We start from the raw sequence: 23821 nt of genomic DNA on the forward strand, positions 1-23821 counted from the left end.
TCGGGGTGACTGCCGTTGCCGGCCAGCGGCCGGCACTACCGGTGCATCTGCGCCGGGCATGCGATGATTCCAGCCATGAAGATCTATCTTGTCGGCGGCGCCGTACGTGACCGCCTGCTGCAGCGCCCCGCCGGCGACCACGACTGGGTGGTTGTTGGCGCCACGCCCGCGCAGATGGAAGCGCAGGGCTACACCGCGGTCGGCCGCGATTTCCCGGTATTCCTGCATCCAAAGACCGGTGAGGAGTACGCACTGGCGCGCACCGAACGCAAATCCGGCCGCGGCTATCGCGGATTTGTGGTCGATGCCGACCCGGGAGTGACGCTGGAAGAAGACCTGCAGCGCCGCGACTTCACCATCAATGCGATTGCCTGCGACGAAGACAGCGGGGCGCTGGTCGATCCTTACGGCGGCGTGCGTGATATCGAGCAGCGCGTGCTGCGCCATGTCGGCCCTGCGTTCGTGGAAGATCCGTTGCGCGTGCTGCGCGCGGCGCGCTTCATGGCGCGCTTCGCCCCGCTGGGCTTCACCGTTGCGCCGGAAACGATGGATCTGATGCGCGAGATCGCCGCCAGTGGCGAACTGGACGCGCTGGTGCCGGAACGCGTCTGGCAGGAACTGCGCAAGGCGCTGGTCAGTGAGCGGCCCTCCGCCTTCCTGCGCACGCTGCACGATGCACATGCACTGGGCCCGATCCTGCCCGAGCTGGAAGCGCTGTATGGCGTGCCGCAGCGTGCCGAATTCCACCCGGAAGTCGATACCGGCATCCACCAGGAAATGGTCAGCGACATGGCGGCGAAGCTGGCCCCCGGCGATGACCTGGTCGGCTTTGCCGCGCTTACCCACGATCTCGGCAAGGGCCTGACCCCGCCGGCGGAGTGGCCGCGCCACATCATGCACGAACAGCGCGGTATCAAACCCCTGAAGGCACTGTGCGCGCGGTTGAAGATTCCTGCCGAACACCAGCAGCTGGCTGAAGCGGTGTGCCGCGAGCATTTGAACGTGCACCGCATCGATGAACTGCGCGATGCCACCGTGCTGGAACTGCTGGGCCGCTGTGATGCGCTGCGCCGGCCGGAGCGCGTGGCCCGCATCGCACTGTGCTGCGAGGCCGACAAACGCGGCCGGCTCGGCTTCGAGGACGCCGACTACCCGCAGGGCGAAACGCTCAAGCGCCTGCACCAGGCGGCACTGTCAGTACAGGCGCGGGACCTGGATACCACCCATCTGAAGGGCCCGGCCATCGGTGAAGCGTTGGCCAAGGCGCGCGTAAAAGCCATCGCCGCCGCCCGCTGATCCGCAACCGCCGTGGCGGCCGCGCACCGACTCCCATGGGTAGTGCCGGCCGCTGGCCGGCAACCCTATATCGCTGGCTTCAATGCGCCATCCCGCGGGTGATCGCCGCGGCGCGCTGCTTCAGCTGGGCCACGGCATCGGGAATCATCTCCATGCCCACGTCCAGGCCGGGGTTCAGCACCAGGCCGACGCCGTCGCCGATCCCGGCCAGCAGCGCGTGCACCGCGATCGGCATGGCATGCGCGAACTGCGGCAGCTGCTCGTGCCACAGGCCCGCGCGCTCGGGCGCGGTGAACACCGCGAACATCGGCTCGCCGCTCTCGCTGGTCAGCACCAGCGGCGAGATGCTCTCGTCCCAGGCACCGTCTTCGCCGATGGCCTTGTCCAGCAGCACGAACGCCGTCGAGGTCAGCAGGCCATCGAGGAACTGCGATGCGGTCAGCGTGCCGTCCTGGGCCTGCAGAAGGCGCACCTCGAGGTCGTTGAGGGGTTCGAACGGGGTGTCGTGGTCCATGGTCGGTTCCGGTACGTGGTTGCAGGGCAGACTTTAACAGGCCCGCTCCTCAACCGAGGAATCCGTGCCGCCACAGCCAGCCCAGCGCGGCCAGCCCGGCCACGCCGACCAGCATCAACGGCAGGCCGAAGCGGTGCCGCCACGGGATCGGCACCCCGCCCAGCTGCTGGTCCATGGTCTCGGTATCCAGCACCCAGCCGTGCCCGCACCGGGTGCAGGCCAGCTCGTAGCGGCGCTGGTAGGTGAAACCGAACAGCAGGTCGATGCACGCCATCCTGTAGCGCAGCCGGGGCGCGAACTCGGTTTCCGTCTGGCAGCGCAGGCAATGGTGGGCTTCGGTTGGGCCGACCACCACCACCCGCTCCTGCTGGCCGATCAGGATCATGGATCAGCGGCCTGGCAGGCGGGTTGGGCCAGCAGCCAGGCTTGGGCGGCGGCCAAAGTGGCGGCATCACCCTCGATACGCTGGTCGGGCTCGATCTTCAAGCCATCACCACGATCATTGCGGTCGCGCATCACGGTGGTGGTCAGCAGCAGGCGACTGCCATCGGCAAGCGTCTGCACGACATTGCCAGTGGAGACACCCGCAGTGGGCTGACCGAAACTCCGCGTCTGCGGACGACCTCGCCACGCCAGCACCGAGGCCTCGCCCGAACTGCCGGTGCGCGGCCCGAACAGCACCGCCACCGGCGCGCCGGGCTGCCGCAGCACATAGCCGGACTGGCCGAAGTCCAGCACCGACTTGCCTGCACGCTGCACGGCGGTCGCGGTCAACGTCCAGCGCTCAGGCCCCTGTGCGGTTTCGAACGACCCCACATCTTCGTTGTTCACTACCGAGGTGCGCAGCAGCGGTGCCATGCCCAGCAGCATCGGCCACATGTTGCCACCGCTGTTGTCACGCAGGTCGACGATCCAGCCACAGCGCGCGCCGTCGTCCTTGCTGCGGATGACCTGCTGCCACCGCGCGGCACGCTGGATGTCCTGGCGGAATTTTTCCTGCGGCGTCGCGCCCGGCGTGGAGGCATAGCCCTCGATGACCACCCAGCCGATGCGCATATCCACCGCATCGGCCGCCTTGGCCCGGTCCACGGCGGCGGCGCCGGCCTGCTGCGCGCGCGCAAGGGATTCGCTCTGGCGCTGGGTCGTCGTCCATCCGCCATGATTGCCCGTGCTGACCGCAATGGCTTCGCGCAGAACGGCCAGCCGTTGCGCGGGGTCGCCCTGCGCCGATTGCAGGCGTACGCGGGTGGCGGCCCAGTCCACCCGATCGCGATACAGCGCCTGGCGTTCAAGCAGATTGAGGATCTCGGCCTGGGCCACCGGCGAGGGCACCTCGACCGCGCCTGGCGTATCGGCCATGGCGCCGGTCGCCAGCAACACGAGCATCAGCGCGCCGATGCGACGCACTCCCTTGCGAACCTGCATGCGACGTTTCCTTGTCGTTGAGTCAGGCGCGCAGCATAACCGGGGCATGATCACTTTCGCCATGCGCGAACTGTCGTATCTGGCCCGGTCGCGGGTTGCAGCAAGACGGCTTGCACGCGATCAGTAGATTGCAACTTTGCCCATGTCATCGCCAAGCACAACGCGCCAAGGTGGCCCCGTCGGCGCCTCCTGCGCTGGTCGGGATTGGCGTCCTGAATGAAGCTACCTGAAGTCGGGCTTGCGACCATGTCGTGGTCTCGAATACTGCACCGTCCGTCGTTCTGCGGTGGGCGGTGCGTGGGGATCCTTCCGATCCGCCGGCTTCGTTTCCTTTGGGTAGCTTCACCGGCACGCCAACCCGCACCGCCCGCCACCTTGCATCCCTGCAGGTGGCCCAGCCTTGTGAGGTTGCTGCCATGACCACGCTCCACCCCACCTATCCACGCCTGCATGTACTGCTCGGTGCCGCATGCCCGGCCTGCAGCTCTCCAATGCCGTAGCCGAGGCGTTGGAAGATGCGCTCACAGAAGCCCATGAACACGCTCCGCCGCCGGCCTTCTTCGCCCGGTTGTACGGCATCGCGCAAAGCCACGCCGCCGATGGTCAGGTCTGGCGCGAACGGCAGCTCAGCGAGGGGCGCGGTCGGGAACTGGCCGAGGCGACGCGTTGCCTGGCGGCGTTGTCTGCGTGCGGCGGGGTACTGCTGGCTGCACAGTCGGCGCGCGAGACGGACGATGCGCAGGCGCAGTGCGTGCGCACCGCTGCTGTAGAGCCGAGCCGTTGCTCGGCTGCGCGGAGGTCATGGCATCGGTGGGATTCGTGCCGACCAAGGTCGGCACCTACCAGAGCAGGTCATGGCAGTGGAAAGCATCGTGCCGACCAAGGTCGGCACCCACCAGAGCGGATCATGGCGTCGATTGGCCCTGTGTCGACCAAGGTCGGCACCTACCAGAGCGGGTCATGACACCCGTACCGCGCGCTACCAGTACGCGCGCAGGCCGATGTTGCCTTCGATGATGCGGCGCTTCTCGTTGCGGTCGCCACCCAGTTCACGGGTGTAGTCGGCCACCGCGTACGCACTGATGGTGCGGTTGAAGCGCCCGACCACACCGACGCCGGCCTCCAGTGTACGCGAGCGCTGCGAATTGATGATCGTGTCGTTGTCGAAGCCGGCGCGGTCTTCGCCGGAACGGCCATGCCAGTAGTTGAGCTTGAAGTACGGCTGCCAGCCGTTGTCGGCCAGCTGATAGTCGCCGGCAAGGCGCAGGCCGACGCGGCCGGTCCAGGCGTTGTCGTTGTCGAAGCGTACGCTCGACACCTCATCGCGGCGGTCGTCCAGCGAGGTGCGTTGCCAGATCACCTGCACCTGCGGTTCCAGCCACCATGCGGACTGACCGAAGTGCAGCAGCGGTTTGCCCGCCTCCACCGACACGCTGGTGCCATCACCCTTGATCCCGAAGCCGAGCCCGCGCGAGGAACGTACGCGGCCGTCGTAGCGGCTCTGCATCGCCACGGCGTCGATGTAGCCGCCACTGCTGCCGGTGAAGGTCCAGTACAGGCCCACGTGCTTGTCGTCCAGGCGGTTCTGGCCTACCTGCACGTTCTCCCAGCCCAGTGCCAGGCCGGTGGTCTTGCCTTGCGCGCGGGTGCGGCCGACGAACACGCCGATCTGGTTGCGGTGGTTGTCAGAAGCAGCAGCCCACACGTCGAGGCCGGCCTGCAGGCCCATCACATCGCCATCGAAGCCGGGCTGCGAATCGCCCTTCCAGTGGATCTCGCTGCTCTGGCCCACCAGACGGCCCCAGGCGGTGCGGAACGCACCCTGGCTGTACAGCAGGCGCTGCTCGCCCTGCCGCTCGTGGAAGGTACCCAGGCTGGCCAGCGAGGTCTCGCGCAGCAGCGGCGGCACCACGGCATAGGCAGCAGTCTCCACGCGGTACAGCGGCACCACCGCGCCTTCGGCGGGGCGTGCGCCCGGCGTCGGCGGCGCACCGGTTCCGGGCAGCGCACCGCCGGCCACCGGCACGTCCGGTACCGCTGGATCACTGGGCGGCGCCACAGGCGCCGGTTCCGGTGGCGGCGGCGGTGGTGCGGTCTCGCCGGCTGTCAGGTCTGGATCGGGGGCGCCTTCGGGCGGCGGCGGCGGTGCCGGGGTGATCGGTGGCGGTGGTGCGACGGGTGGCGTCGGCGGCGGCGGCACGCCATTGATACCGCTTCCGTTTGGCGCTGGTGCCGGGCCGGCCACCAGGGTCGAGCGCAGGTACCAGTTCTCGCTGGTACCGGCACTGACACCCCCCTTGAACAGGAAGTACTCGTAGGCGCCGGCCGCCACCGGCGCGAACAGCGAAAACGCGCCCGGCGCGGTGCGGCCACCATTCAAGGCCTGCACCACCAGGATGCCATCGGCCAACGTGGCAGCGCCGCTGCCGCCGGCATTGAGCACGCCGATGCCGGTCGTGCCGGTGACGGCACCACCATCGATCACCGGGCGGTCGCTGGTTGAATTATCCGCCCCCAGAACGGTGCGCAGGTACAGACCACCACCGTCACCGCGGTAGTTGCCACGCACGGTGAACACGTCGCCGGCGCCAGTACCGGTCAGGTCGATGCGCCCGGCATTGACCATCTCCACCAGTGCACCACTGTTGAACGGACGGACGGCATGGCTGCCACTGCCCGCGTAGACGGTGCTGGTGTCATCCACCGTGAGCGTGCCGGTGCCGGTTCCGCTGTCGCCCAGCACCAGATCGCCATCAAAGGTCAGCTCGGTGCTGTTGGCCAGGCTGATCGCCTCCCAGTTCTGGAAGCGGCCCACGCCCGTGGTCTTGACGTTGTTGAAGTTGAGCTGGTCGATGCCACTGCCGCCGTCGAACAGCGGCACCGCACCGAGGTTGCCCTGGTTGAGGCTGCTGAGGTTGGCCACATCGTTGTCCGGCCCCATGTCGATCGCGCCGTAGACGATGCCACCGCCACTCCAGTTGAAGGTGTCGCTGCCGGTACTGAGCAGCACCTGCCCGCGCACGGTGCCGTCGGTGATGGTCACGCTGTCGTTGCCGCCACTGACACTGATGTTGCCGCCGATGTAGGCCGTGCCCGAGATGATGATGGTATCGGTGTCGAAGCCGGTCACCACGTTGCCGTCAACCGTACCGCCAGACTGGTCCCACAGGTTCTTGTCCAGCTTCATGTTGACGCGGCCGATGCGGCCAGCGGTCATCCAGGCCTGGTCGCCATCCTCGAACGCGCCGATGATGCGGCCACCGCTCATGCGGAAGGTATCGATGTTGTCGCCCTGCTGCAGCGCGCCGATGGTGCCGCCACTCATGATGAAATCATCGCGGCCACTGCCCTGCGCCACCACGCCGGTGACGGCGCCGCCGGTGACGGTCATCTGGTCATCGCCGCCGCCCTGGTCGACGCTGTCGATCGTGCCATCGCTGAGCAGCAGCACATCATTGCCATCGCCCTGCAGGACGCCGCCGGTGATGCTGCCGCTCTGCATCTCGAGGCGATCATTGCCCGCATCGAACTGTACGCCGGTGCGCCCGCTGATCGCTCCTCGATTGACCAGCACGCTGTCGCCCGCACCGACGAACTGCAGGGCGGTGTTGTTGCCGGTGCTGATGCTGCCGGTGTTGTCGACGCGGCTGCCACCCCAAGCTGCACGGTTACACCGCCGACCGAACTGATCGCGCCCTGGTTTGACAGCAGGTGACCACCGGCGCCGACCAGCGCGATGGCCGATCCACCACCACTCTGCTGCAGCTGTGCACCGGCGGCGACATTGACGGTGATGCCGGCCGCACCATTTGCGGTAACGGGAGTGGTCTGCGGATTCGGCGCGTTGGTATCACAGGTGACCGTCTGGCCGGCAGTCGGTGCCGGGCTGTTGCAGCCGGCCCAGGCAACGCTGGCGGTCGTCAGAAGCAGGGAGGGAACGGCGAGGGCCTGCAACACGGAAACAGCAAGGCGGCGCGGACGGAACGCACGCGGAACGGCACGGTACATGGGGCACTCCTGGGCGGGCAATCAGGAACTGCGTATGTGCGGCACGGCGCTTGCAGTCTGCCGTGTGGTGAACCATTTCGATAGGTGAACTTGCGTGCGGGAAATCACAGTTCAGATGTGAAATCGCCCAGCCCTCACGCCGATGTGATGTGGCTGAAATCGTTCATTTTTTCCGGCATCCGGAATCACGCGCAAAGCATCCATGCATGGCGTGGATCTACTGATCCTGCATTGCCAATCGATTCGCTCATGGCACCTGGTAAATCTACGTCATGCCTGGATGCCGTTGGCGGATGGGGTCAGATCTTCAGGTAGATCTTCCGCTTATCCAGCCACCACGCCACGCCCCACCACAGTGCGACGAACACCAGCGCCTGCAGCATCGACGCCAGCTCCAGCGCCTGCGGCATCGCGGTGGCCAGCTGCTGCCAGATCCACCCCCAGATCCCGGTGGCCATCAGCACCACCGACATCACCGATGCCCCCAGGTACGCGGTGATCGCATTGACCCCGAAGCGCCGGCCGAGTGCCGGCCAACCCTTCTGGTCGATCAGCACGTGGCCCAGCCACAGCGCCAGCGCGGCCAGGCCGCCGGTCCACAGCACGTAGCTGGGCGTCCACAGCTGCTTGTTCAACGGCAGAACCACGGCCAGCAGCAGGCCCAGCACAGCGGTCGCCACGCCCAGCCCTGCCAATGCCGCCGAACGCCCGTTGCGCAGCAGGCCACCGGCAAGCAGGCCGAGCACGGTACTGGCCAGCGCCCCCAGCGTGCTCAGCAATCCTTCCGGGTCATGGCCCAGTCCGGTATCGGCATGCCACTGGTAGATCCACGGTGCGAACAGCGCGGTATCCAGGCGGCTGGCCGGGTTGGTCCACGGCGCCAGGTCGCCGCTGCCCAGCAGCAACACGGTGTATCCCACCAGCAGCGCGATCAAAGCGCCCACCTGCACGCGTGGTCGCGCGTAGACCGCCAGTACGCCCACCAACCCCGCACACACCGCGATGCGTTGCAGCACGCCCCAGATGCGGAAGTGACGCGTATCCAGTGCCCACCAGATCAGCAGGTGCAGCAGCGCACCGGCCACCAGGATGCGCAGCGCGCGCTCCAGCACGCCGCGCGCCAACGCGGGTCGCGCCGCCGCATCCTGCGCGCGCGGTGCCACGCTGAAGGCCATTGACACGCCCACCAGGAACAGGAAGAACGGGAACACCAGGTCGGTGGGCGTGCAGCCATGCCATTCCGAGTGACGCAGCGGCGCGAACACCGCACTCCAGTCGCCCGGATTGTTGACCAGCAGCATCGCCGCCACGGTGATGCCGCGCAGGGCATCGATCGAGCCCAGCCGGCGTGGCGGCGAACTGTTCATCAGGCGGCCTCGTACTGTCCGGCAATCCAGGTACCCCGTACCTGCAGGGCGTCGTCCAGCAGCACCAGGTCGGCCTGGTAGCCCTCGGCGATGTGGCCCAGGCGATCATCGACATTGAGGAACTGCGCTGGGTACGTCGATGCCATGCGCGCCGCTTCGGCCAGCGGCTGGCCAAGCAGCTGCACGGTGTTGCGCACCGCGGTGCCCATGTCCAGCGCCGAGCCTGCCAGCGAACCGGCAGCATTGCGCACCACGCCGTCGACGGCGGTAATGGTTTCGCCGTACAGCACGTAGCTGGGATCGTCGGCACCGACCGGCGGCATCGCATCGGTCACCAGCAGCAGGCGGCCTCGCGGCTTGGCCGCCAGCGCCACGCGCAGGCTGGCCGGGTGCACGTGAACGCCATCAACGATGATGCCGATCCAGCTGTCGCGGTCCTCCAATGCGGCGCCCACCGCACCGGGCTCACGGCCCTGCAGCGGCGACATCGCGTTGTACAGGTGGGTGAAGCCACGCACACCGGCATCCAGGCCGGCACGGATCTCTTCATAGGTACCTGCGGTGTGCCCGGCAGCAACGATCACGCCACGCTCGACCAGCGCACGGATGGTCTCCAGCGGCACGCGCTCCGGCGCCAGCGTCAGCACGGTCACACCGTTGTCCAGCGATGCCGCCAGCGCGATTTCTTCTTCGTCCGGCACGCGGAACTTGCTGGCATCGTGCGTGCCCTTGCGCGCCGGTGCGATGTACGGGCCTTCCAGGTGGATGCCGATCACGCCTGGTACACCCTGCGTGATCGCCTCGCGCATCGCAGCGATCGCTTCGCGCATCACTGCCACGTCATCACTGATCAGTGTCGGCAGCATAGCCGTGGTGCCGAAACGGCGGTGCGCCTGCGCGATGGTGCGCAGTGCCGCCACGTCCGGCGTGTTGTTGAACAGCGCACCACCGCCACCATTGACCTGCACATCGATGAAGCCGGGCAGCAGCCAGCCGCCACCCAGGTCCACCTGCTCGGCGGCATGGCCGAGCTGCGGTGCGGCATCGGGCAACAGCGCGCTGATGCGACCGTTCTCGATCACCAGCGCCAGATCATCGCGGAAGTCGTCGCCCGCCAGGATCCGGGCATTGCGCAGGACGGTCGCCATTACACGGTCTCCGTCACCTTGTTCAGGTGCGGCGGCAGGTCCGGGTTGAAGCCACGACGCAGCGCCAGCGCATTGATAGCGCGGTAGAAGCTCTGCACGGTCAGCAGCGGTGCGCACAGCGGGTGCGGCGCAGCAGCCACCGGCAGGTTGCCGCCAGCACCGGCCATCCATACCTGTGCGCCACGCGCGGTGAATTCTTCGACGACGGCACGGGTGCCGGCGCCGGTTTCATCCGGCTGGGCAAAGGCCAGCACCGGGAAGCCGCGGTCGACCAGCGCCATCGGGCCATGCTTCACTTCAGCCGAGCTGTAGGCTTCGGCATGCAGGCTGCAGGTTTCCTTGAACTTCAGCGCCGCTTCCTGCGCCGCCCCCAGGCCCAGGCCACGGCCGAGCACGAACAGGTTGGTGGCCTCGACCAGGCCTTCGGTCACCGCGCTCCAGTCGCACTGCCACGCCTCACGCAGGGCGTCGGGCAGCAGGTCCAGCGCCGCGCGCAGGCTGCTGTCCTGCTTCCAGTACGCGGCCAGCTGCAGCAGCGCGGCCAGCGACGCCAGGTAACTCTTGGTCGCCGCCACGCTCTTTTCGGCACCCGCGTGCAGCGGAATGACCGTGTCGGCCAGCTGCGCCAGCGGTGAATCCTCGACGTTGACCAGCGCGATCACGCGCGCACCGGCCGCCTTGGCGGCCTCGGCGTTGCGCAGCAGGTCCGGGCTCTTGCCCGACTGCGAGATGACGATGAACAGTGCGCCACGCAGCTGCAATGGTGCGGCGTAGACCGACCCCACCGATGGCGAGGCCGACGCGACCACCAGGCCCAGCTGGGTTTCCAGCAGATACTTGCCATAGGTGGCGGCGTGGTCGGAGCTGCCGCGTGCACAGGTGACCACGAACGGCGGCGGTGCGGCACGCAGGCTGGCGGCCAGGGTTTCCATGGTGGCGTGGTTGCGCGAGAACTGGCGCGCGACCACGTCGGCCGCTTCAGCGGCCTCGGCGAACATCAGGGTGGACGTGGGGTCTGACAGCGACATGGCAGGCTCAGGCAGGATCGGAAGGAAGGGGGCGTGCGCCGGCGGGGCGCATCGGCGCGGTCGAACCACGCACCACCAGCTGCGGCACGAAGCCCTGGTTGTGCAGCGGCGCCGGCGCGTCGTCGTAGGCATCGCTGCGCAGCTGCGCGATCAGCAGGCGCGCGGCGTGGCGGGCGATGTCTTCGGTGGCCTGCTTGGCCGTGGTCAGCGGCGGCCACGACTGGCGCGAGAACGGGCTGTCCTCGAAACCGGCGATGGACAGGTCGTACGGCACGTTCATGCCGGCCGACTTGGCGGCTGCCAGTACCCCGGCGGCGATTTCATCGTTGGAACCGAAGATGGCGGTGGGCGGCTCGCGCAGCGCCAGCAGGCGGCGCGCGCCGCGGAAACCATCGTCGAAGGTGTAGTCGCCCTGCACCACCAGATGCTTGTCCACGGTCATGCCGTAGTCCTTCAGCGCGGCTTCGTAACCGGCATAGCGTTCGCCAGAGGAGCGGTGCGAGCTGCCGCCCCAGAGGAAGCCGATGCGCTGGTGGCCCAGCTGGATCAGGTGCTCGGTGATCTCGTAGGCGGCCTCGCGGTCGTCCACGAACACACATGCGCCATCGGCCGGGTCTTCGGTGGCGGCGATGATGCGCACCAGCTTGATGCCGCGCGCGGTCAGCGCCTGGATCAGGTCGCGGCGCTCGGACATCGGTGCGGTCAGCACCAGCCCGGCCAGGCGCGAACGCTGCACCCAGTCGGCCAGTTCATCGGCCAGCAGCGGCGAGCTGGAATCGCAGGGATGGATCTGCAGCCCGAACCCGGTCTCGCGGCAGGCGGCGAGCACGCCGTTCTGCACGCCGATGATGTGGTATGGGTTCGGGTTGTCGTAGACCAGCCCGATCACGAAGGTGGTGCCGCTGCGCAGGTTGCGCGCGGACGGATCGGGTTCGTAGTCGAGCTCGGCGATGGCACGCAGCACTCGCGCGCGGGTGGCCTGCATCACCGAGGGCTCGTTGTTGATCACGCGCGAGACCGTCTTCAGCGAGACCTTGGCTTTCTCCGCAACGTCCTTGATGGTCGCTCTGCGCATGGGTTTTCCCTGGGGTTGGCTGCCGTCCATCATCGCCGATCAGGCCTTGTCCTGCGGCAGGCCGGCGCGATGCCCGATCACCGAATAGAACAGGATGTACAGGTAGCACGGCACCATCAGCAGCACGAACACCAGCTGGAAGTCGATGTGCTGCTTGAGCACGGCGAACAGCTGCGGAATGATCGCGCCACCGGCGATGCCCATCACCAGCAGGGCCGAGCCGGTTTCGGTGAAGCGGCCCAGGCCACGGATCGCCAGCGGGAAGATGGCCGGCCACATCATGGCGTTGGCAAAGCCCAGCAGGGCCACGAAGGCTACCGACACATAGCCGTGGGTGGCCCAGGCGCCAAGGCAGAACACCACGCCCAGCACCGCCGAAATGGTCAGGTAGCGCGACTGCGAGACAACCTTGGGGATCAGCAGCAGGCCGACCACGTAACCGACCAGCATTGCGCCCAGGGTAAGCGAGGTGAACATCTTGGTCTGGTCCAGCGGCAGGTCGAAGCCGTGGCCGTAGGTACCGATGGCATCGCCGGCCATCACCTCCACGCCCACGTAGACGAACAGGCACAGCACGCCCAGCCACAGATGCGGGAACTGGAAGATGCTGCGACGCTCGGCGGCACCGGCCGCAACCGGCGTGGCATTGGCTTCGGACGACTTGATTTCCGGCAGCGGCGAGAACAGCACGGCCACCGCCAGCAGCACCAGCAGGCCGGCCATGGCCAGGTACGGCACATGGATCTTGGCGGCGAATTCGTTGAGCAGCTGCGCCTTGGTCGCTTCATCGGCAGCGGCCACCGTGGCCGACAGATCACCGATGCCATGCAGCACCACGGTACCGATCAGCACCGGCGCGAGCATGCCGGCGATCTTGTTGCAGATGCCCATCAACGCGATGCGGCGTGCCGCCGTCTCGATGGGCCCAAGGATGGAGATGTAGGGGTTGATCGCGGTCTGCAGCAGGGCCAGGCCGCTGCCGATCACGAACAGGCCGCCGAGCGCGCCCGGATACCAGCGCTGGGTGGCGAATTCGCCGAACAGCGCGGCGCCCCCGGCCATCACCAGCAGGCTCAGGCTCAGGCCCTTCTTCATGCCGGTGCGGCGCAGGATCCACGATGACGGCAGGGCCAGGAAGAAGTAGGACAGGTAGAACACCATCAGCACCAGGAAGGCGCCGACCTCGCTGAGTTCGAAGGCGAGCTTGACGAAGGTGATCAGCGGGCCGTTGAGCCAGGTGAAGAAGCCGATCAGGAAGAACAGCACGCCGACGATGGCGATGGAGGTGGCCACGTTCGGGCGCACGCTTGCAGCGGAGACGGCGGACATCAGGAGGGCTCCTGCGGCGACGGCCGCAGAACGCGGCGTCGGAGAGTGGCTGGGAACAACGTTGTCACATTCTTTCGATGGACAACCGCGGTTTGTCAACTTCCCCGCGAGGCCGCGTGAGCCTCATGCTGCACTGCGCAACCCGATGGCAGCGGATCGTGCTGAATGCGCCGCAGCCCTTGAGTCCCGTGCAGCAACGGTTCCAACGTGAAACCCATGCTCACGCGATGTAAACGTTTACTGCACGCCGCATTCGTTGCGACGCAGCAACGAAAGTGTCACGAACTCGTTGACATCGTTGTCAGCGCGGTTACAGACTCCGCCCCAATCGCCGCCCTCGAACCTTGGGGACGGCCCCACCTGCAGCAGGAGCCCGCGTGACCGCCAGCCACCCCGCCCCGGCCCATGTCCTGTCCCGAATCGCGCCCTCGTTCCTGGCCGCCGACGTCGGTGGCACCCATGTGCGCGTGGCCCGGGTCCAGGCCAGCGGTGATGCCGCCCATCCGGTGCAGGTGCTGGAGTACCGCAAGTACCGCAACGCCGACCATGCAGGCCTCAGCGCGATCCTGTCCGACTTCCTCGGCGAAGGCCCGCGGCCCACGCACTGCGTGGTCGCCAGTGCCGGCTACGCCCGCGAGGACGGCACGGTGATCACCGCCAACCTGCCGTGGCCGCTGTCGGCGCGCCAGGTGGAAGCCGACGTCGGCCTGCAGCGGGTCTTCATCGTCAACGACTTCGAAGCCGTGGCCTATGCCGCCGCGCAGGTTGACGCCAGTGGCGTGCTGCACCTGTGCGGACCGGAAACCGCCGCCCGCGGCCCGACCCTGGTGGTCGGCCCCGGTACCGGCCTCGGCGCCGCACTGTGGATCCCCACCGCGCACGGCCCGGTGGTGCTCCCGACCGAAGCCGGCCAGCCGACCCTGGCCGCAAGCACCGAACTGGAAATGGCCATCGTCCGCCACATGCAGCGCGACCGCGCGCACGTGTCGATCGAACATGCGATCTCCGGCCCGGGCCTGATGAACCTGTACCGCGCGGTATGCGCGCTGCAGGGCCAGGTGCCGACCCTGGCCAGCCCCGACGCGGTCACCGCTGCGGCCATGGCCGACAGCGATGCACATGCGCGCCAGGCGCTGGATGTGTTCTGCGGCCTGCTCGGCAGCACCATCGGCGACATGGCGCTGTTCTACGGCGCCCACGGTGGCGTCTACCTGGCCGGCGGCATCCTGCCGCAGATCCGCGAGTACCTGCACGCCAGCACCTTCGTCGAACGCTACCTGCAGAAGGGGCCGATGGGCGAAGCGCTGGCACGCATCCCGGTGAAGGTGGTCGAGCACGGCCAGCTGGGCGTGGTCGGCGCTGCCAGCTGGTACCTGCAGCAGCAGTCGGCCGCCTGACACCGCAACAGGCTTCAACGCAATCGCAGCACGCAGTACGTGGCACGCCAACGCACGGGACTTCGCCGCCGCCCCGCGCATGTCATCGCAACCGTAATCGAACACCGCCGCCGGCATCCAATCGAGTGATGAGGAGAGACATCATGAACACCCGCAAGACCCTGCTTTCGGCCGCCATCGTCAGCTGCATCGCCTTCAGTGCACATGCGCAGCAGGCCGCCCAGACCGCCACCGACCTGGATACCGTGCAGGTCACCGGCATCCGTGGGTCGATGGAAAAATCGCTGGACACCAAGCGCGAAGCCAATGCGCGCGTGGAAGTGGTCACCGCCGAAGACGTGGGCAAGCTGCCCGCGCACAACGTCGCCGACACCCTGCAGCGCCTGCCGGGCGTGAACATCAGCTCGTCCAGCGCCGACGAAGGCGGCTTCGACGAAGCCGACCGTGTCAGCCTGCGTGGTACCAGCCCGAGCCTGACCCAGACGCTGATCAACGGCCACACCGTCGGCACCGCCGACTGGTTCGTGCTCAGCCAGGGCAACAACGTCGGCCGCAGCGTCAGCTACTCGTTGCTGCCGTCGGAACTGGTGCGCTCGGTGGAAGTGAACAAGTCCTCGCAGGCCAAGCTGCAGGACGGCGGCACCACCGGTACCGTCAACATCCTCACCCGCAAGCCGCTGGAATTCTCCAAGCAGCTCACTGCGGAAGGCTCCATCGGCATGGTGCGTTCGGACCAGGCCAAGTCCAACGACCCGCAGCTGTCGGCACTGTTCAACTTCAAGAACGACGAAGGCAACTTCGGCGTGATGGTGCAGGCCTTCAGCCAGAAGCGCGAGCTGCGCCGCGAAGCGCAGGAAATCCCGGGCGGCTTCTTCCAGATCGATCCGAATGGCACCGTGGCCAAGTCCAACCCGGACCTGGCCGGCGTATACGCGCCGGGCCTGCTCGGCTCGACCCTGTTCGAACAGACCCGCGAGCGCAAGGGCGGCCTGGTGTCGCTGCAGTTCAAGCCGATGGACAACCTGACCCTGGGCCTGGAAGGCTTCAGCTCGGAACTGAAGGCGAACAACTACAACCGCAACTTCATGCTGTGGGGTGGCCGCATCCTCAACGACCGCACCGTTGAAGATGCCAATGGCAACAAGATCCTGATTCCGGGCCAGGCCCCGAATCCGGGTTACGTCATCAAGGATGGCGTACTGTCCAACGCCACCTTCGCCGGCCAGGCCGACCGCGACTACGCGGTGTACGACATGATCTACCGCGAGTCGAAGGCCAAGACCAACTACATCACCTTCGATGCCGATTGGCAGATCAGCGACAACCTGGGCATGAAGTTCCAGGCTGGCAGCACCAAGGGCACCGGCGAAACGCCGCGCCAGTACATCGCCGAAGTCAACCTGGCCCGTGGTGGTGGCGCCACCTGGGCAACCCACGGCAACGGCTCGCCGATCGACTGGAACGTCGGTGGCAACATCGGCCCGAGCGGCGTGACCGACTTCGGCACCTGGGGCAACCAGCAGGTCACCGCGATCGACAAGGAAAAGTGGGCCACGCTCGATTTCAACCAGTACTTCGCCGACGCTGGCGTACTGAACTCGATTGATTTCGGCGCCCGCTTCGGCGACCACAAGCGCGAGGCCAAGTCGCCGGAAGGCGCAACCCCGGGCGCGATCTGGAATGCGCTGAAGAACGGCGCCACCGCCAACTTCCCCGGTGGCTTCGCCAACGGCATCGGTGGCAGCTTCCCGCGTGACCTGTGGTACTTCACCCCGGGCGCACTGAAGGAAGCAGTGACCAACAACTCCACCTGGCTGTCCGGCAATGACGGCCCGACCGGCCGTCACAACTACGGCGCCGAGTGGACGGTGTCCGAGAAGAACTTCGCTGCCTACGTACAGGGCAACTTCAGCGGCGACCGCTGGAGCGGCAATGTCGGCCTGCGCTACGTCAACATCAAGCAGGATATCGATACCTACGCCGCCGCCACCGGCTCGACCGTGCCGGACGTGAGCAGCCTGTTCGGCGCGTGGACCCGCGAAGCTTTCGAGAACAAGCACAACCGTGTGCTGCCGAGCGCCAACTTCAAGTACGACCTGCGTGACGACCTGGTGCTGCGCGTGGCCGCATCGCAGACCCAGACCCTGCCGGACTTCTCGGCACTGGGTGCCTCGTCGTACGGTTCGGACCTGAACCGGACCGGCGGTGGCGGCAATCCGAAGTTGAAGCCGGTGGTGTCGACCAACTTCGACGCCAACCTGGAGTGGTACTTCATGCCGCGCGGCATGTTGTCGATCGGTGCCTACTCGATGCGCCTGAAGGACTACGTCGCCTTCAGCACCGAGAAGGAAATGCTGTTCAGCGAGCTGACCAACCGTCTCGAGGAATACAACATCTCCCGCCCGCGCAATGCCGACGGCAAGGTCCGCGGTATCGAAGTGGCCTATGAGCAGCCGATCGGCGAGTACTTCGGTGTCAATGCCAACTACACCTACGCCGATGGCAGCACCGATCACACCTGGGCAGACGGCAGCGACAACCTGCTGGGCACTTCGAAGAACACCTACAACGTCGGTGCCTACTTCGAGAACGATACCTTCGGTGCACGCGTCAGCTACACCCGCCGTTCGTCGTTCCTGATCGGCCTGTCCGGCGCCAACCCGTACTACCAGGATGACTTCGGCACCCTGTCGGCGTCGCTGAGCTACAAGGCCACCGACTGGCTGAGCATCAGCTTCGATGCGCTCAACCTCAACAACCCGACCTACAAGTACTACCAGACCGCGGCCATCCCGACCTCGTTCTACAGCAACGGTCGCCAGTACTACCTCAACTTCCGCTTCAAGTACTGATCCAGCGGCGGCAACATCGCCGAGTCGTGCACGCACGCCGGGCCTGGGTCATTCCGGGCCCGGCGTTTTTCATGTATAGCGTTCATCGCACCGATCCAAGGAGTCGTACCGATGGTCAAGCCTTCCCGCGCCCGGATGCGCAGCGCAGCGCTGCTGGGCAGCCTGCTCGCCCTGTTGCCGGCACTGCCGGCACTTGCCGCCGACCCCACGCCCGCCACTGAAGCACCCGGCCCCCTGCTGCGCGCCGGCAGCCTGATGCTGATTCCCGCCCCGGCCACCGTGCAGCGCGGCCAAGGCAGCGGCATCACCGTAAGCGCCGACACCGTGCTGCAGGCCGAAGGCGAAGCCGCGCAGCGCGTCGCCAGCCAGTTCGCCGATCTGCTGGCCCGCAGCGGTGGTCCGCGCCTTGCACCAGCCAGGGGCAAGGCGGCAGGCACGTCGGGCAGCATCCGCTTCCAGATCGTGCCCACCTTCCGCGACAGCGGCGAAAGCTACACGCTGGAGAGCACCGCGCAGGGCGTGCTGATCCAGGCCGGCAACGAAACCGGCCTGTTCTACGGCGCGACCACCCTCGCCCAGCTCGCCACCGGCGGCAGCAATGGCGTGCTGCCGGCGGTGCAGATCCAGGACGCGCCACGCTTCAGCTGGCGCGGTTTCATGCTCGATTCCGCACGTCACTTCCAGAGCCTGGACGAGATCAAGCGCGTGCTCGACGCGATGGCCGCGCACAAGCTCAACACCTTCCACTGGCACCTCACCGACGACCAGGGCTGGCGCATGGAGATCAAGCGCTACCCGAAGCTGACCGACGTGGGCAGCTGCCGCCTGCCGGCCGGCGACGGTGGCATCGATCCGGTCACTGGCAAGGAGCATCCGTATTGCGGCTTCTACACGCAGGACCAGATCCGCGACGTGATCGCCTATGCGGCGAAGCTGCATATCCAGGTGATCCCGGAAATCGATGTGCCGGGCCACGCGACTGCCGCGATTGCTGCGTATCCGGAGCTAGGCACCATCGATACGCCGTTGAAGCCGATCAGCGAATGGGGCGTGTTCCCCAACCTGTTCAACACTGAAGACAGCACCGTCACCTTCTTGGAAAACGTGCTGGAAGAAGTGATCGATCTGTTCCCGGCCAAGTACGTGCACGTCGGTGGCGACGAGGCGGTGAAGGACCAGTGGGAAGCGTCGAAGCAGGTGCAGCATCGCATGCGTGCGCTGGGCATCAAGGATGAAATGGCCATGCAGAGCCACATCATCAAGCGCCTGGAGACCTTCCTGGAGGAGCACGACCGGCGCCTGATCGGCTGGGATGAGATCCTCGAAGGCGGGCTGCCACCGCAGGCCACGGTGATGTCCTGGCAGGGCACCGAAGGCGGCCTGGCTGCGGCCAGCGCCGGCCATGACGTGATCATGTCGCCGGTCGGCTACCTCTATCTGGATTACCTGCAGACGGCCTCGCCGAACGAACCGCCCGGCCGCCCGACCCAGGTCAACCTCGGCAAGCTGTACAACTTCGAGCCGGTGCCGGCCGAGCTGGCCGCTGACAAGCGCGGGCACATCCTCGGCCTGCAGGCCAACATGTTCACCGAGCACACACGCAGCTACGCACGCCTGCAGCACAACCTGTTCCCACGCCTGGCCGCCGTGGCCGAGACCGGCTGGAGCACGCCGGAACATCGCGATTTCCGCGATTTCCTCGCGCGCCTGCCGTCCCAGTTGCAGCGCTACCGTGCCTGGGGCCTGGCCTATGCGCAGACCCCGTTCGAAGTGGGCGTGGACTACACCGACAATCGCGCGGACAACACGGTGACGGTGTCGCTGGCCAATCCGCTGGGCTATGAAGTGCGCTACAGCACCGATGGGCAACCGCTGAGCGCGCAGTCACCGCTGTACCAGCAGCCGCTGACCGGAAAACTGCCAACCACCGTGCAGGCTGCCGCGTTCTACCAGGGCCAGATGCTGGCGGCGAAACCGACCATTGCCACCTTCACCGCACAGTCGCTGCTCAGCCGCCGCAGCGATGAGCTGCTCAGCTGCGTGGGCAAGAAGGGCCTGGTGCTGCGCCTGGAAGACGATGGCCCACGCGAAGGCAACCGTGCGGTGTTCAACGTGGACATCTTCCAGCCGTGCTGGCGCTGGCCGCAGGCACAGCTGGACGGCATCGGCAGCCTGGAGGTCCGCGCGGGGCGTATTCCGTACTACTTCCAGCTTGCCCACGATGAACCCAAGCGTCGCTTCGAGAAGGCCAAGCGGCCACACGGTGAGATGCTCGTGCGTCGTGGCGACTGCAGCGGCAAGGTGCTGGCGGAAGTGCCGTTGCCGGCCAAGCCGGATGCCGATGGCTTCGTGACCCTGCGTGCGGCGCTGCCGAAGGGGACGCAGGGCAGCGGTGACCTGTGCATCAACTTCACCGGCGACACGCGCCCGGCGATGTGGGTGCTGGATGAGGTGACCCTGGGGAAATGACGGCAGGCCTGTCCAGGTGGGTGCCGGCCTTGGTCGGCACCTCGGGCAGAGCATCCACGCATGGCGTGGATCTACGGGTAGGTGCCAACCTGGGTTGGCACGCCTTTACCCGCGCCAGCGCAGCAGCAGGTCGCGCAGCGGGGTCAGTGCGGTGGCCATGCCGGCGAGCACACCGACCGTGTTGGCGATGGCATCCATCGGGTCGGCCATGCGGTTGCTGGTCAGCGCACCCTGGGCAAATTCGATGCCGATGCCCATCAACACCAGTCCCACGCCCACCCACAGCAGCGGGCGGCCCCGACGGAACAGCTGCACCGCGCTGCCGGCCAGGATGAAGTAGGCGAGGAAGTGCTCGCCCTTGTCGCTGTTTTCCGGCAACGGAATCGGCGGCGGTGGAATCAGGCAGACCACGATCACCAGCAGTACTGCCGCCGCCCACAGCCCGGCCCACAACCGCGGCCGCCGCAGCGGCTTGATCGCCGGCAACACCTCGCTCACAGGCGCCAGCTCAGATCACCCAGCTCGAAGGCCGGTTCGAAGTCGACGCCACGCTGCAGGCCGATGGCCTGGAAGCGCTCGCCCATCTCGGTCGGCAGGGTCAGCTTCTTCACCTGGTCGCGCAGCTGGATGCGGCCGACCTCATCGGTGCGTTCCTCGGCCAGCAGCAGCACCTGGTCCAGGCCATTACCGAGCAGGAAGCTGGCCTGGCTGCAGTAGCCGGCCAGCTCGAATCCGCCGTGCATGCCGGCCTCGGCCATCGCGGTGAAATCCACCGACGCGGTGATGTCCTGCAACCCCGGCCAGCGGTGCACGTCGTTGTGCACGTGGTGGCGGTAGAACGCACGCACGGTGCCATCGTCGCGGTCGTGCTGGTAGAACTCGCTGCGACTGTAGCCGTAGTCGACGAACAGCATCGCACCACGCTGCATGCCACCGGCCACCGCCTGCAGCCAGTACGGCAGCTGCGGCAGCACTTCAGAACGGTAGCCTTCGGCGAAAGGCTTTTCCAGGTAGCGCTCGATATGGCGCACCGCACCGTTGAGCAGGATGTCGGCCGGCTGCGCGCCACGGATGAAGTTGCCCTCGGCGTCCAGCTCGACGGTTTCCTCGTAGACCTCGCCGTCCCGGATCAGGAAGCGCGGGGTCGGCAGCGCGTCGATCACCTCGTTGGCGAACACCACCCCTTCCCAGTCCTCCTCGAACGGGCGGTCGACCCAATCCACCCGCGCGGCCAGCTCCGCCGGCAGGTTCTGCTGCAGGCGCTGCTGCTGGCGCTCGCGCAGGTCGGCGCTGGGTTCCAGGATGGCGTAGCGCGACGGCAGCGCGTCCAGCTCGGCCAGGCGCAGCAGCACCGCCTCGGCGAAGGCGCCGGTGCCGCCGCCCAGTTCCAGCATGCGCGCCTGCGCACCCAGCTGGGCAAACACCGGCGCCAGCGCATTGGCCACGCTGCCGGCGAACAGGCTGCCGAGCTCGGGGGCGGTGGTGAAGTCGCCACTGCCACCGAACTTGCTGGCGCCGGCGCTGTAATAGCCCCAGCCGGGGGCATACAGGCAGACCTCCATGAAGCGCGAGAACGGCATCGCCCCGCCCTGCGCAAGGATCTCGGCGCGCAGGGCGGCCGCCAGCTGGTCGCTATGGGCCAGGGCATCGGCTTCGGGCAGGGGGAAGGTGGGCTGCATGGCGTCTTCGAATGCGGTGACAATGGTGCACAGGATAGCCGAGCCTTGGAGGACCCTCGATGAGCGATACCCACCCCGTGGTCCTGATCACCGGCAGCGCGCGCCGGATCGGTGCGGCCATCGCCCGCCAGTTCCACGCCTGTGGCTGGTCGGTGGTGCTGCACGCCAATACCTCCAGCGCCGAGCTGCAGCAGGCCGCGTTCGATTTCGACAACGTGCGCCCGGGCAGCGTGCTGGCCCTGCAGGCCGACCTGCGTGACGCCGACGCCCTGGCCGACCTGGTGGAACAGGCGGTCACCCACTTCGGCCGACTGGACGCGCTGGTCAACAACGCCTCCAACTTCTTCCCCACCCCGCTCGGCCAGGTCACCGCCGAGGCGATGGACGAGCTGTACGCGGTCAATGCACGCGCGCCGCTGCTGCTGTCACAGGCGGCGGCGCCCTACCTGCGCCGCCAGCAGGGTTGCATCGTCAACCTGACCGATCTGCATGGCACCGACCCGATGCGCGACCACATCGCCTACACCATGGCCAAGGCCGCGCTGGAGATGGCCACCCGCTCGCTGGCACTGGAGCTGGCGCCGAAGGTGCGGGTCAATGCGGTCGCGCCGGGTGCGATCCTGTGGCCGGAACAGGGCAAGGACGATTTCGCCCGCGAGGCGTTGCTGGCGCGCACGCCGCTGGCGCGGATCGGCACGGTCGAGGAGATCGCCGAAGCGGTCTACTGGCTGGTGGCCGAAGCCAGCTTCGTCACCGGCCACACCCTGCGCGTGGATGGCGGGCGCACGGTCAGTTGAGGTAGTGCCGGCCGCTGGCCGGCAACCGCCGTCATTCCAGGTCCACCACCTCGAACGCTTCGCCAAACTGCGCGTGCGCCCGCCACAGCGTGGCCAGGTCCTGCCCGCTGACCGGGTCGATGAAGCCCGGCGCGATGTCCGCCAGCGGCTTCAGCACGAAGGCATGCTTCAGTTCCGGGCGCGGAATGCGCAGGTGGCCGGGGCCTTCCACCACCAGGTCGCCGTAGAACACCACGTCGATGTCCAGGGTCCGGTCGGAGAAGCGCGGCCCACTGCGATCGCGGCCATGCGCGTCTTCCAGCGCATGCAGCCAGTCGTCCAGTTCCTGCAGCGGCAGATCGGTCTCGATCGCCACCGCATTGTTGAGGAAGGCCGGGCCATCGAAGCCGACCGCGGCAGTACGGTAGGCGGGTGACACCTGCAGTGCGCCAAAGCGCTCGCGCAGGGCCGTCACCGCGGCGTGGAGGTAGCGGCGGGGCTGGACGTTGCTGCCCAGGCTCAGGAGCACGGTGGTCATGCGGTTCAGGTGACGGCACTTGGGGGGCGTGGACATGCCGTCGTCACGGCGGCCTGCCTACAATCCGGGACGCACATGATAGGGCACCGACATGACCTATTGCGTTGGAATCGAGGTGGACGAAGGCCTGGTCTTCGCTGCCGACACACGGACCAATGCCTCGCTGGACGATGTGCGCGTGCACCGCAAGCTGCACGTGTTCGAGTACCCCGGCCAGGCAGCCTACGTGCTGATGGCGGCTGGCAACCTGGCCACCACCCAGCTGCTGGTGTCGCGCCTGGGGCGCGACGCCGGTGAACGGCGCACGCCCAACCTGCGCGACATGACCCATCTGTTCGAAGCTGCCGAGTACGTCGGCCAGCTGCTGGTGGACAGTCAGGTGCACAGCAGCCACAGCGAGCACGGCCATGACGGGGTCAACACCCAGGCCACGCTGATCTTCGGTGGCCAGATCGCTGGCGAGCGACCCGGGCTGTACATGATCTACCCGCTCGGCAACGCCATCGCCGCTTCGCCGGAGACGCCCTATCTTCAGATCGGTGAGTCCAAGTACGGCAAGCCCATCCTGGACCGCATCCTCAGCCCGGCCACACGCCTGGAGGACGCGGCGCGCACGGCAATCGTGTCGCTGGATTCGACCATTCGCTCCAATCTGTCGGTAGGCCTGCCGATCGACCTGGCGCTGCTGCGTGATGGTGACCTGCGCATCGGGCAGCAGCTGCGGCTCGGCGCGGATTCAACGTTGTATGCGGACATCCACCAGAACTGGTCACGGCGCCTGGAACAGGCGGTGGACGCCCTGCCACGCTTCCCCTGGGAAACTGCCGAACGGTAGTGCCGGCCGCTGGCCGGCAACCGCATTGATCCCGCCACACAGGGATGCCGGCCAGCGGCCGGCACTACCGGGCATCAGCCCAGCG

At 67.2% G+C, this 23821-nt stretch carries 17 protein-coding genes and 1 pseudogene; 6 read left to right on the plus strand and 12 right to left on the minus strand.

The window, feature by feature from the left end; genetic code table 11:
• The first annotated feature begins 75 nt into the window (after positions 1–75).
• Positions 76–1296 carry a multifunctional CCA addition/repair protein gene (locus AC5P8Y_RS17300; RefSeq protein ID WP_033835235.1) on the plus strand — a complete coding sequence of 407 codons (1221 nt, stop codon included), beginning with the start codon at positions 76–78 and terminating at the stop codon, positions 1294–1296.
• A gap of 79 nt (positions 1297–1375) precedes the next feature.
• Here AC5P8Y_RS17300 and AC5P8Y_RS17305 read toward each other — a convergent pair whose 3' ends face one another.
• The 9 genes and pseudogenes from AC5P8Y_RS17305 to AC5P8Y_RS17345 form a co-directional block, all read right to left on the minus strand.
• A complete protein-coding gene (locus AC5P8Y_RS17305; RefSeq protein ID WP_005411035.1) occupies positions 1376–1810 on the minus strand; it encodes an SseB family protein in 435 nt (144 codons plus the stop codon).
• A 49-nt stretch (positions 1811–1859) separates the two neighbouring features.
• The gene (locus tag AC5P8Y_RS17310; protein WP_033835236.1) at positions 1860–2195 is read right to left on the minus strand and encodes a hypothetical protein; all 336 of its coding nucleotides are present in this window, start codon (positions 2193–2195) and stop codon (positions 1860–1862) included.
• Complete coding sequence (locus tag AC5P8Y_RS17315; RefSeq protein ID WP_033835237.1) at positions 2192–3235, minus strand: S41 family peptidase; 1044 nt, start codon at positions 3233–3235, stop codon at positions 2192–2194. Before AC5P8Y_RS17315 ends, AC5P8Y_RS17310 begins: the two co-directional genes overlap by 4 nt.
• A 979-nt stretch (positions 3236–4214) precedes the next feature.
• Positions 4215–7243: pseudogene (locus AC5P8Y_RS17320) on the minus strand (autotransporter family protein).
• 299 nt (positions 7244–7542) lie between these two features.
• Positions 7543–8610 carry an acyltransferase family protein gene (locus AC5P8Y_RS17325; protein WP_049402424.1) on the minus strand — a complete coding sequence of 356 codons (1068 nt, stop codon included), beginning with the start codon at positions 8608–8610 and terminating at the stop codon, positions 7543–7545.
• Positions 8610–9758 carry an N-acetylglucosamine-6-phosphate deacetylase gene (nagA, locus tag AC5P8Y_RS17330; protein ID WP_049402425.1) on the minus strand — a complete coding sequence of 383 codons (1149 nt, stop codon included), beginning with the start codon at positions 9756–9758 and terminating at the stop codon, positions 8610–8612. The genes AC5P8Y_RS17325 and nagA overlap by 1 nt, the downstream gene beginning before the upstream one ends.
• On the minus strand, positions 9758–10786 hold the full coding sequence (locus AC5P8Y_RS17335; protein WP_005411044.1) for an SIS domain-containing protein: 1029 nt from the start codon (positions 10784–10786) through the stop codon (positions 9758–9760). Before AC5P8Y_RS17335 ends, nagA begins: the two co-directional genes overlap by 1 nt.
• A gap of 7 nt (positions 10787–10793) precedes the next feature.
• On the minus strand, positions 10794–11861 hold the full coding sequence (locus AC5P8Y_RS17340) for a LacI family DNA-binding transcriptional regulator (RefSeq protein WP_005411045.1): 1068 nt from the start codon (positions 11859–11861) through the stop codon (positions 10794–10796).
• A 39-nt stretch (positions 11862–11900) separates the two neighbouring features.
• Positions 11901–13190, minus strand: coding sequence for a sugar MFS transporter (locus AC5P8Y_RS17345; RefSeq protein WP_005411046.1), 1290 nt, complete (start codon positions 13188–13190; stop codon positions 11901–11903).
• A 377-nt stretch (positions 13191–13567) separates the two neighbouring features.
• On the opposite strand from AC5P8Y_RS17345, the gene AC5P8Y_RS17350 reads away from it, so the two are divergent.
• The 3 genes from AC5P8Y_RS17350 (at position 13568) to AC5P8Y_RS17360 (ending at position 19908) form a co-directional block, all read left to right on the plus strand.
• Positions 13568–14587, plus strand: coding sequence for a glucokinase family protein (locus tag AC5P8Y_RS17350; RefSeq protein WP_049402426.1), 1020 nt, complete (start codon positions 13568–13570; stop codon positions 14585–14587).
• Positions 14588–14730: 143 nt separating this feature from the next.
• Complete coding sequence (locus tag AC5P8Y_RS17355; protein WP_049402427.1) at positions 14731–17439, plus strand: TonB-dependent receptor; 2709 nt, start codon at positions 14731–14733, stop codon at positions 17437–17439.
• Positions 17440–17550: 111 nt separating this feature from the next.
• Positions 17551–19908 carry a beta-N-acetylhexosaminidase gene (locus AC5P8Y_RS17360; RefSeq protein WP_049402428.1) on the plus strand — a complete coding sequence of 786 codons (2358 nt, stop codon included), beginning with the start codon at positions 17551–17553 and terminating at the stop codon, positions 19906–19908.
• A gap of 105 nt (positions 19909–20013) precedes the next feature.
• Here the strand turns inward: AC5P8Y_RS17360 and AC5P8Y_RS17365 are convergent, their stop codons facing one another.
• Together AC5P8Y_RS17365 and AC5P8Y_RS17370 are read right to left on the minus strand one after the other, a co-directional pair.
• Positions 20014–20406, minus strand: coding sequence for a VanZ family protein (locus tag AC5P8Y_RS17365; RefSeq protein ID WP_049402429.1), 393 nt, complete (start codon positions 20404–20406; stop codon positions 20014–20016).
• Positions 20403–21587: a class I SAM-dependent methyltransferase gene (locus AC5P8Y_RS17370; protein WP_049402430.1), complete on the minus strand. Its 1185-nt coding sequence runs from the start codon at positions 21585–21587 to the stop codon at positions 20403–20405. The genes AC5P8Y_RS17365 and AC5P8Y_RS17370 overlap by 4 nt, the downstream gene beginning before the upstream one ends.
• 59 nt (positions 21588–21646) lie before the next feature.
• Here AC5P8Y_RS17370 and AC5P8Y_RS17375 point away from each other — a divergent pair, with 59 nt between their 5' ends.
• Complete coding sequence (locus AC5P8Y_RS17375) at positions 21647–22384, plus strand: pteridine reductase (RefSeq protein WP_024957037.1); 738 nt, start codon at positions 21647–21649, stop codon at positions 22382–22384.
• Positions 22385–22415: 31 nt separating this feature from the next.
• On the opposite strand, the gene folK is transcribed toward AC5P8Y_RS17375, so the two are convergent.
• Positions 22416–22901, minus strand: a complete 486-nt coding sequence (folK, locus tag AC5P8Y_RS17380; RefSeq protein WP_012481279.1) for a 2-amino-4-hydroxy-6-hydroxymethyldihydropteridine diphosphokinase — start codon at positions 22899–22901, stop codon at positions 22416–22418.
• A 91-nt stretch (positions 22902–22992) separates the two neighbouring features.
• Between folK and AC5P8Y_RS17385 the strand changes: the two genes are divergently transcribed.
• Positions 22993–23736, plus strand: coding sequence for a proteasome-type protease (locus AC5P8Y_RS17385; RefSeq protein ID WP_049450617.1), 744 nt, complete (start codon positions 22993–22995; stop codon positions 23734–23736).
• Positions 23737–23821 lie beyond the last annotated feature (85 nt).

Source organism: Stenotrophomonas sp. YJH_SMC_12-1, from assembly GCF_059370935.1.

Excerpts from the sequence above, each read along its gene's own strand:
- AC5P8Y_RS17300 (WP_033835235.1), top strand. The coding sequence starts at position 76 with ATGAAGATCTATCTTGTCGGCGGCGCCGTACGTGACCGCCTGCTGCAG.
- AC5P8Y_RS17355 (WP_049402427.1), top strand. The coding sequence starts at position 14,731 with ATGAACACCCGCAAGACCCTGCTTTCGGCCGCCATCGTCAGCTGCATC.
- AC5P8Y_RS17385 (WP_049450617.1), top strand. The coding sequence starts at position 22,993 with ATGACCTATTGCGTTGGAATCGAGGTGGACGAAGGCCTGGTCTTCGCT.
- AC5P8Y_RS17305 (WP_005411035.1), bottom strand. The coding sequence starts at position 1,810 with ATGGACCACGACACCCCGTTCGAACCCCTCAACGACCTCGAGGTGCGC.
- AC5P8Y_RS17375 (WP_024957037.1), top strand. The coding sequence starts at position 21,647 with ATGAGCGATACCCACCCCGTGGTCCTGATCACCGGCAGCGCGCGCCGG.
- folK (WP_012481279.1), bottom strand. The coding sequence starts at position 22,901 with ATGACCACCGTGCTCCTGAGCCTGGGCAGCAACGTCCAGCCCCGCCGC.
- AC5P8Y_RS17335 (WP_005411044.1), bottom strand. The coding sequence starts at position 10,786 with ATGTCGCTGTCAGACCCCACGTCCACCCTGATGTTCGCCGAGGCCGCT.
- AC5P8Y_RS17345 (WP_005411046.1), bottom strand. The coding sequence starts at position 13,190 with ATGTCCGCCGTCTCCGCTGCAAGCGTGCGCCCGAACGTGGCCACCTCC.
- AC5P8Y_RS17360 (WP_049402428.1), top strand. The coding sequence starts at position 17,551 with ATGGTCAAGCCTTCCCGCGCCCGGATGCGCAGCGCAGCGCTGCTGGGC.
- AC5P8Y_RS17340 (WP_005411045.1), bottom strand. The coding sequence starts at position 11,861 with ATGCGCAGAGCGACCATCAAGGACGTTGCGGAGAAAGCCAAGGTCTCG.
- AC5P8Y_RS17315 (WP_033835237.1), bottom strand. The coding sequence starts at position 3,235 with ATGCAGGTTCGCAAGGGAGTGCGTCGCATCGGCGCGCTGATGCTCGTG.
- AC5P8Y_RS17325 (WP_049402424.1), bottom strand. The coding sequence starts at position 8,610 with ATGAACAGTTCGCCGCCACGCCGGCTGGGCTCGATCGATGCCCTGCGC.
- AC5P8Y_RS17310 (WP_033835236.1), bottom strand. The coding sequence starts at position 2,195 with ATGATCCTGATCGGCCAGCAGGAGCGGGTGGTGGTGGTCGGCCCAACC.
- AC5P8Y_RS17370 (WP_049402430.1), bottom strand. The coding sequence starts at position 21,587 with ATGCAGCCCACCTTCCCCCTGCCCGAAGCCGATGCCCTGGCCCATAGC.
- nagA (WP_049402425.1), bottom strand. The coding sequence starts at position 9,758 with ATGGCGACCGTCCTGCGCAATGCCCGGATCCTGGCGGGCGACGACTTC.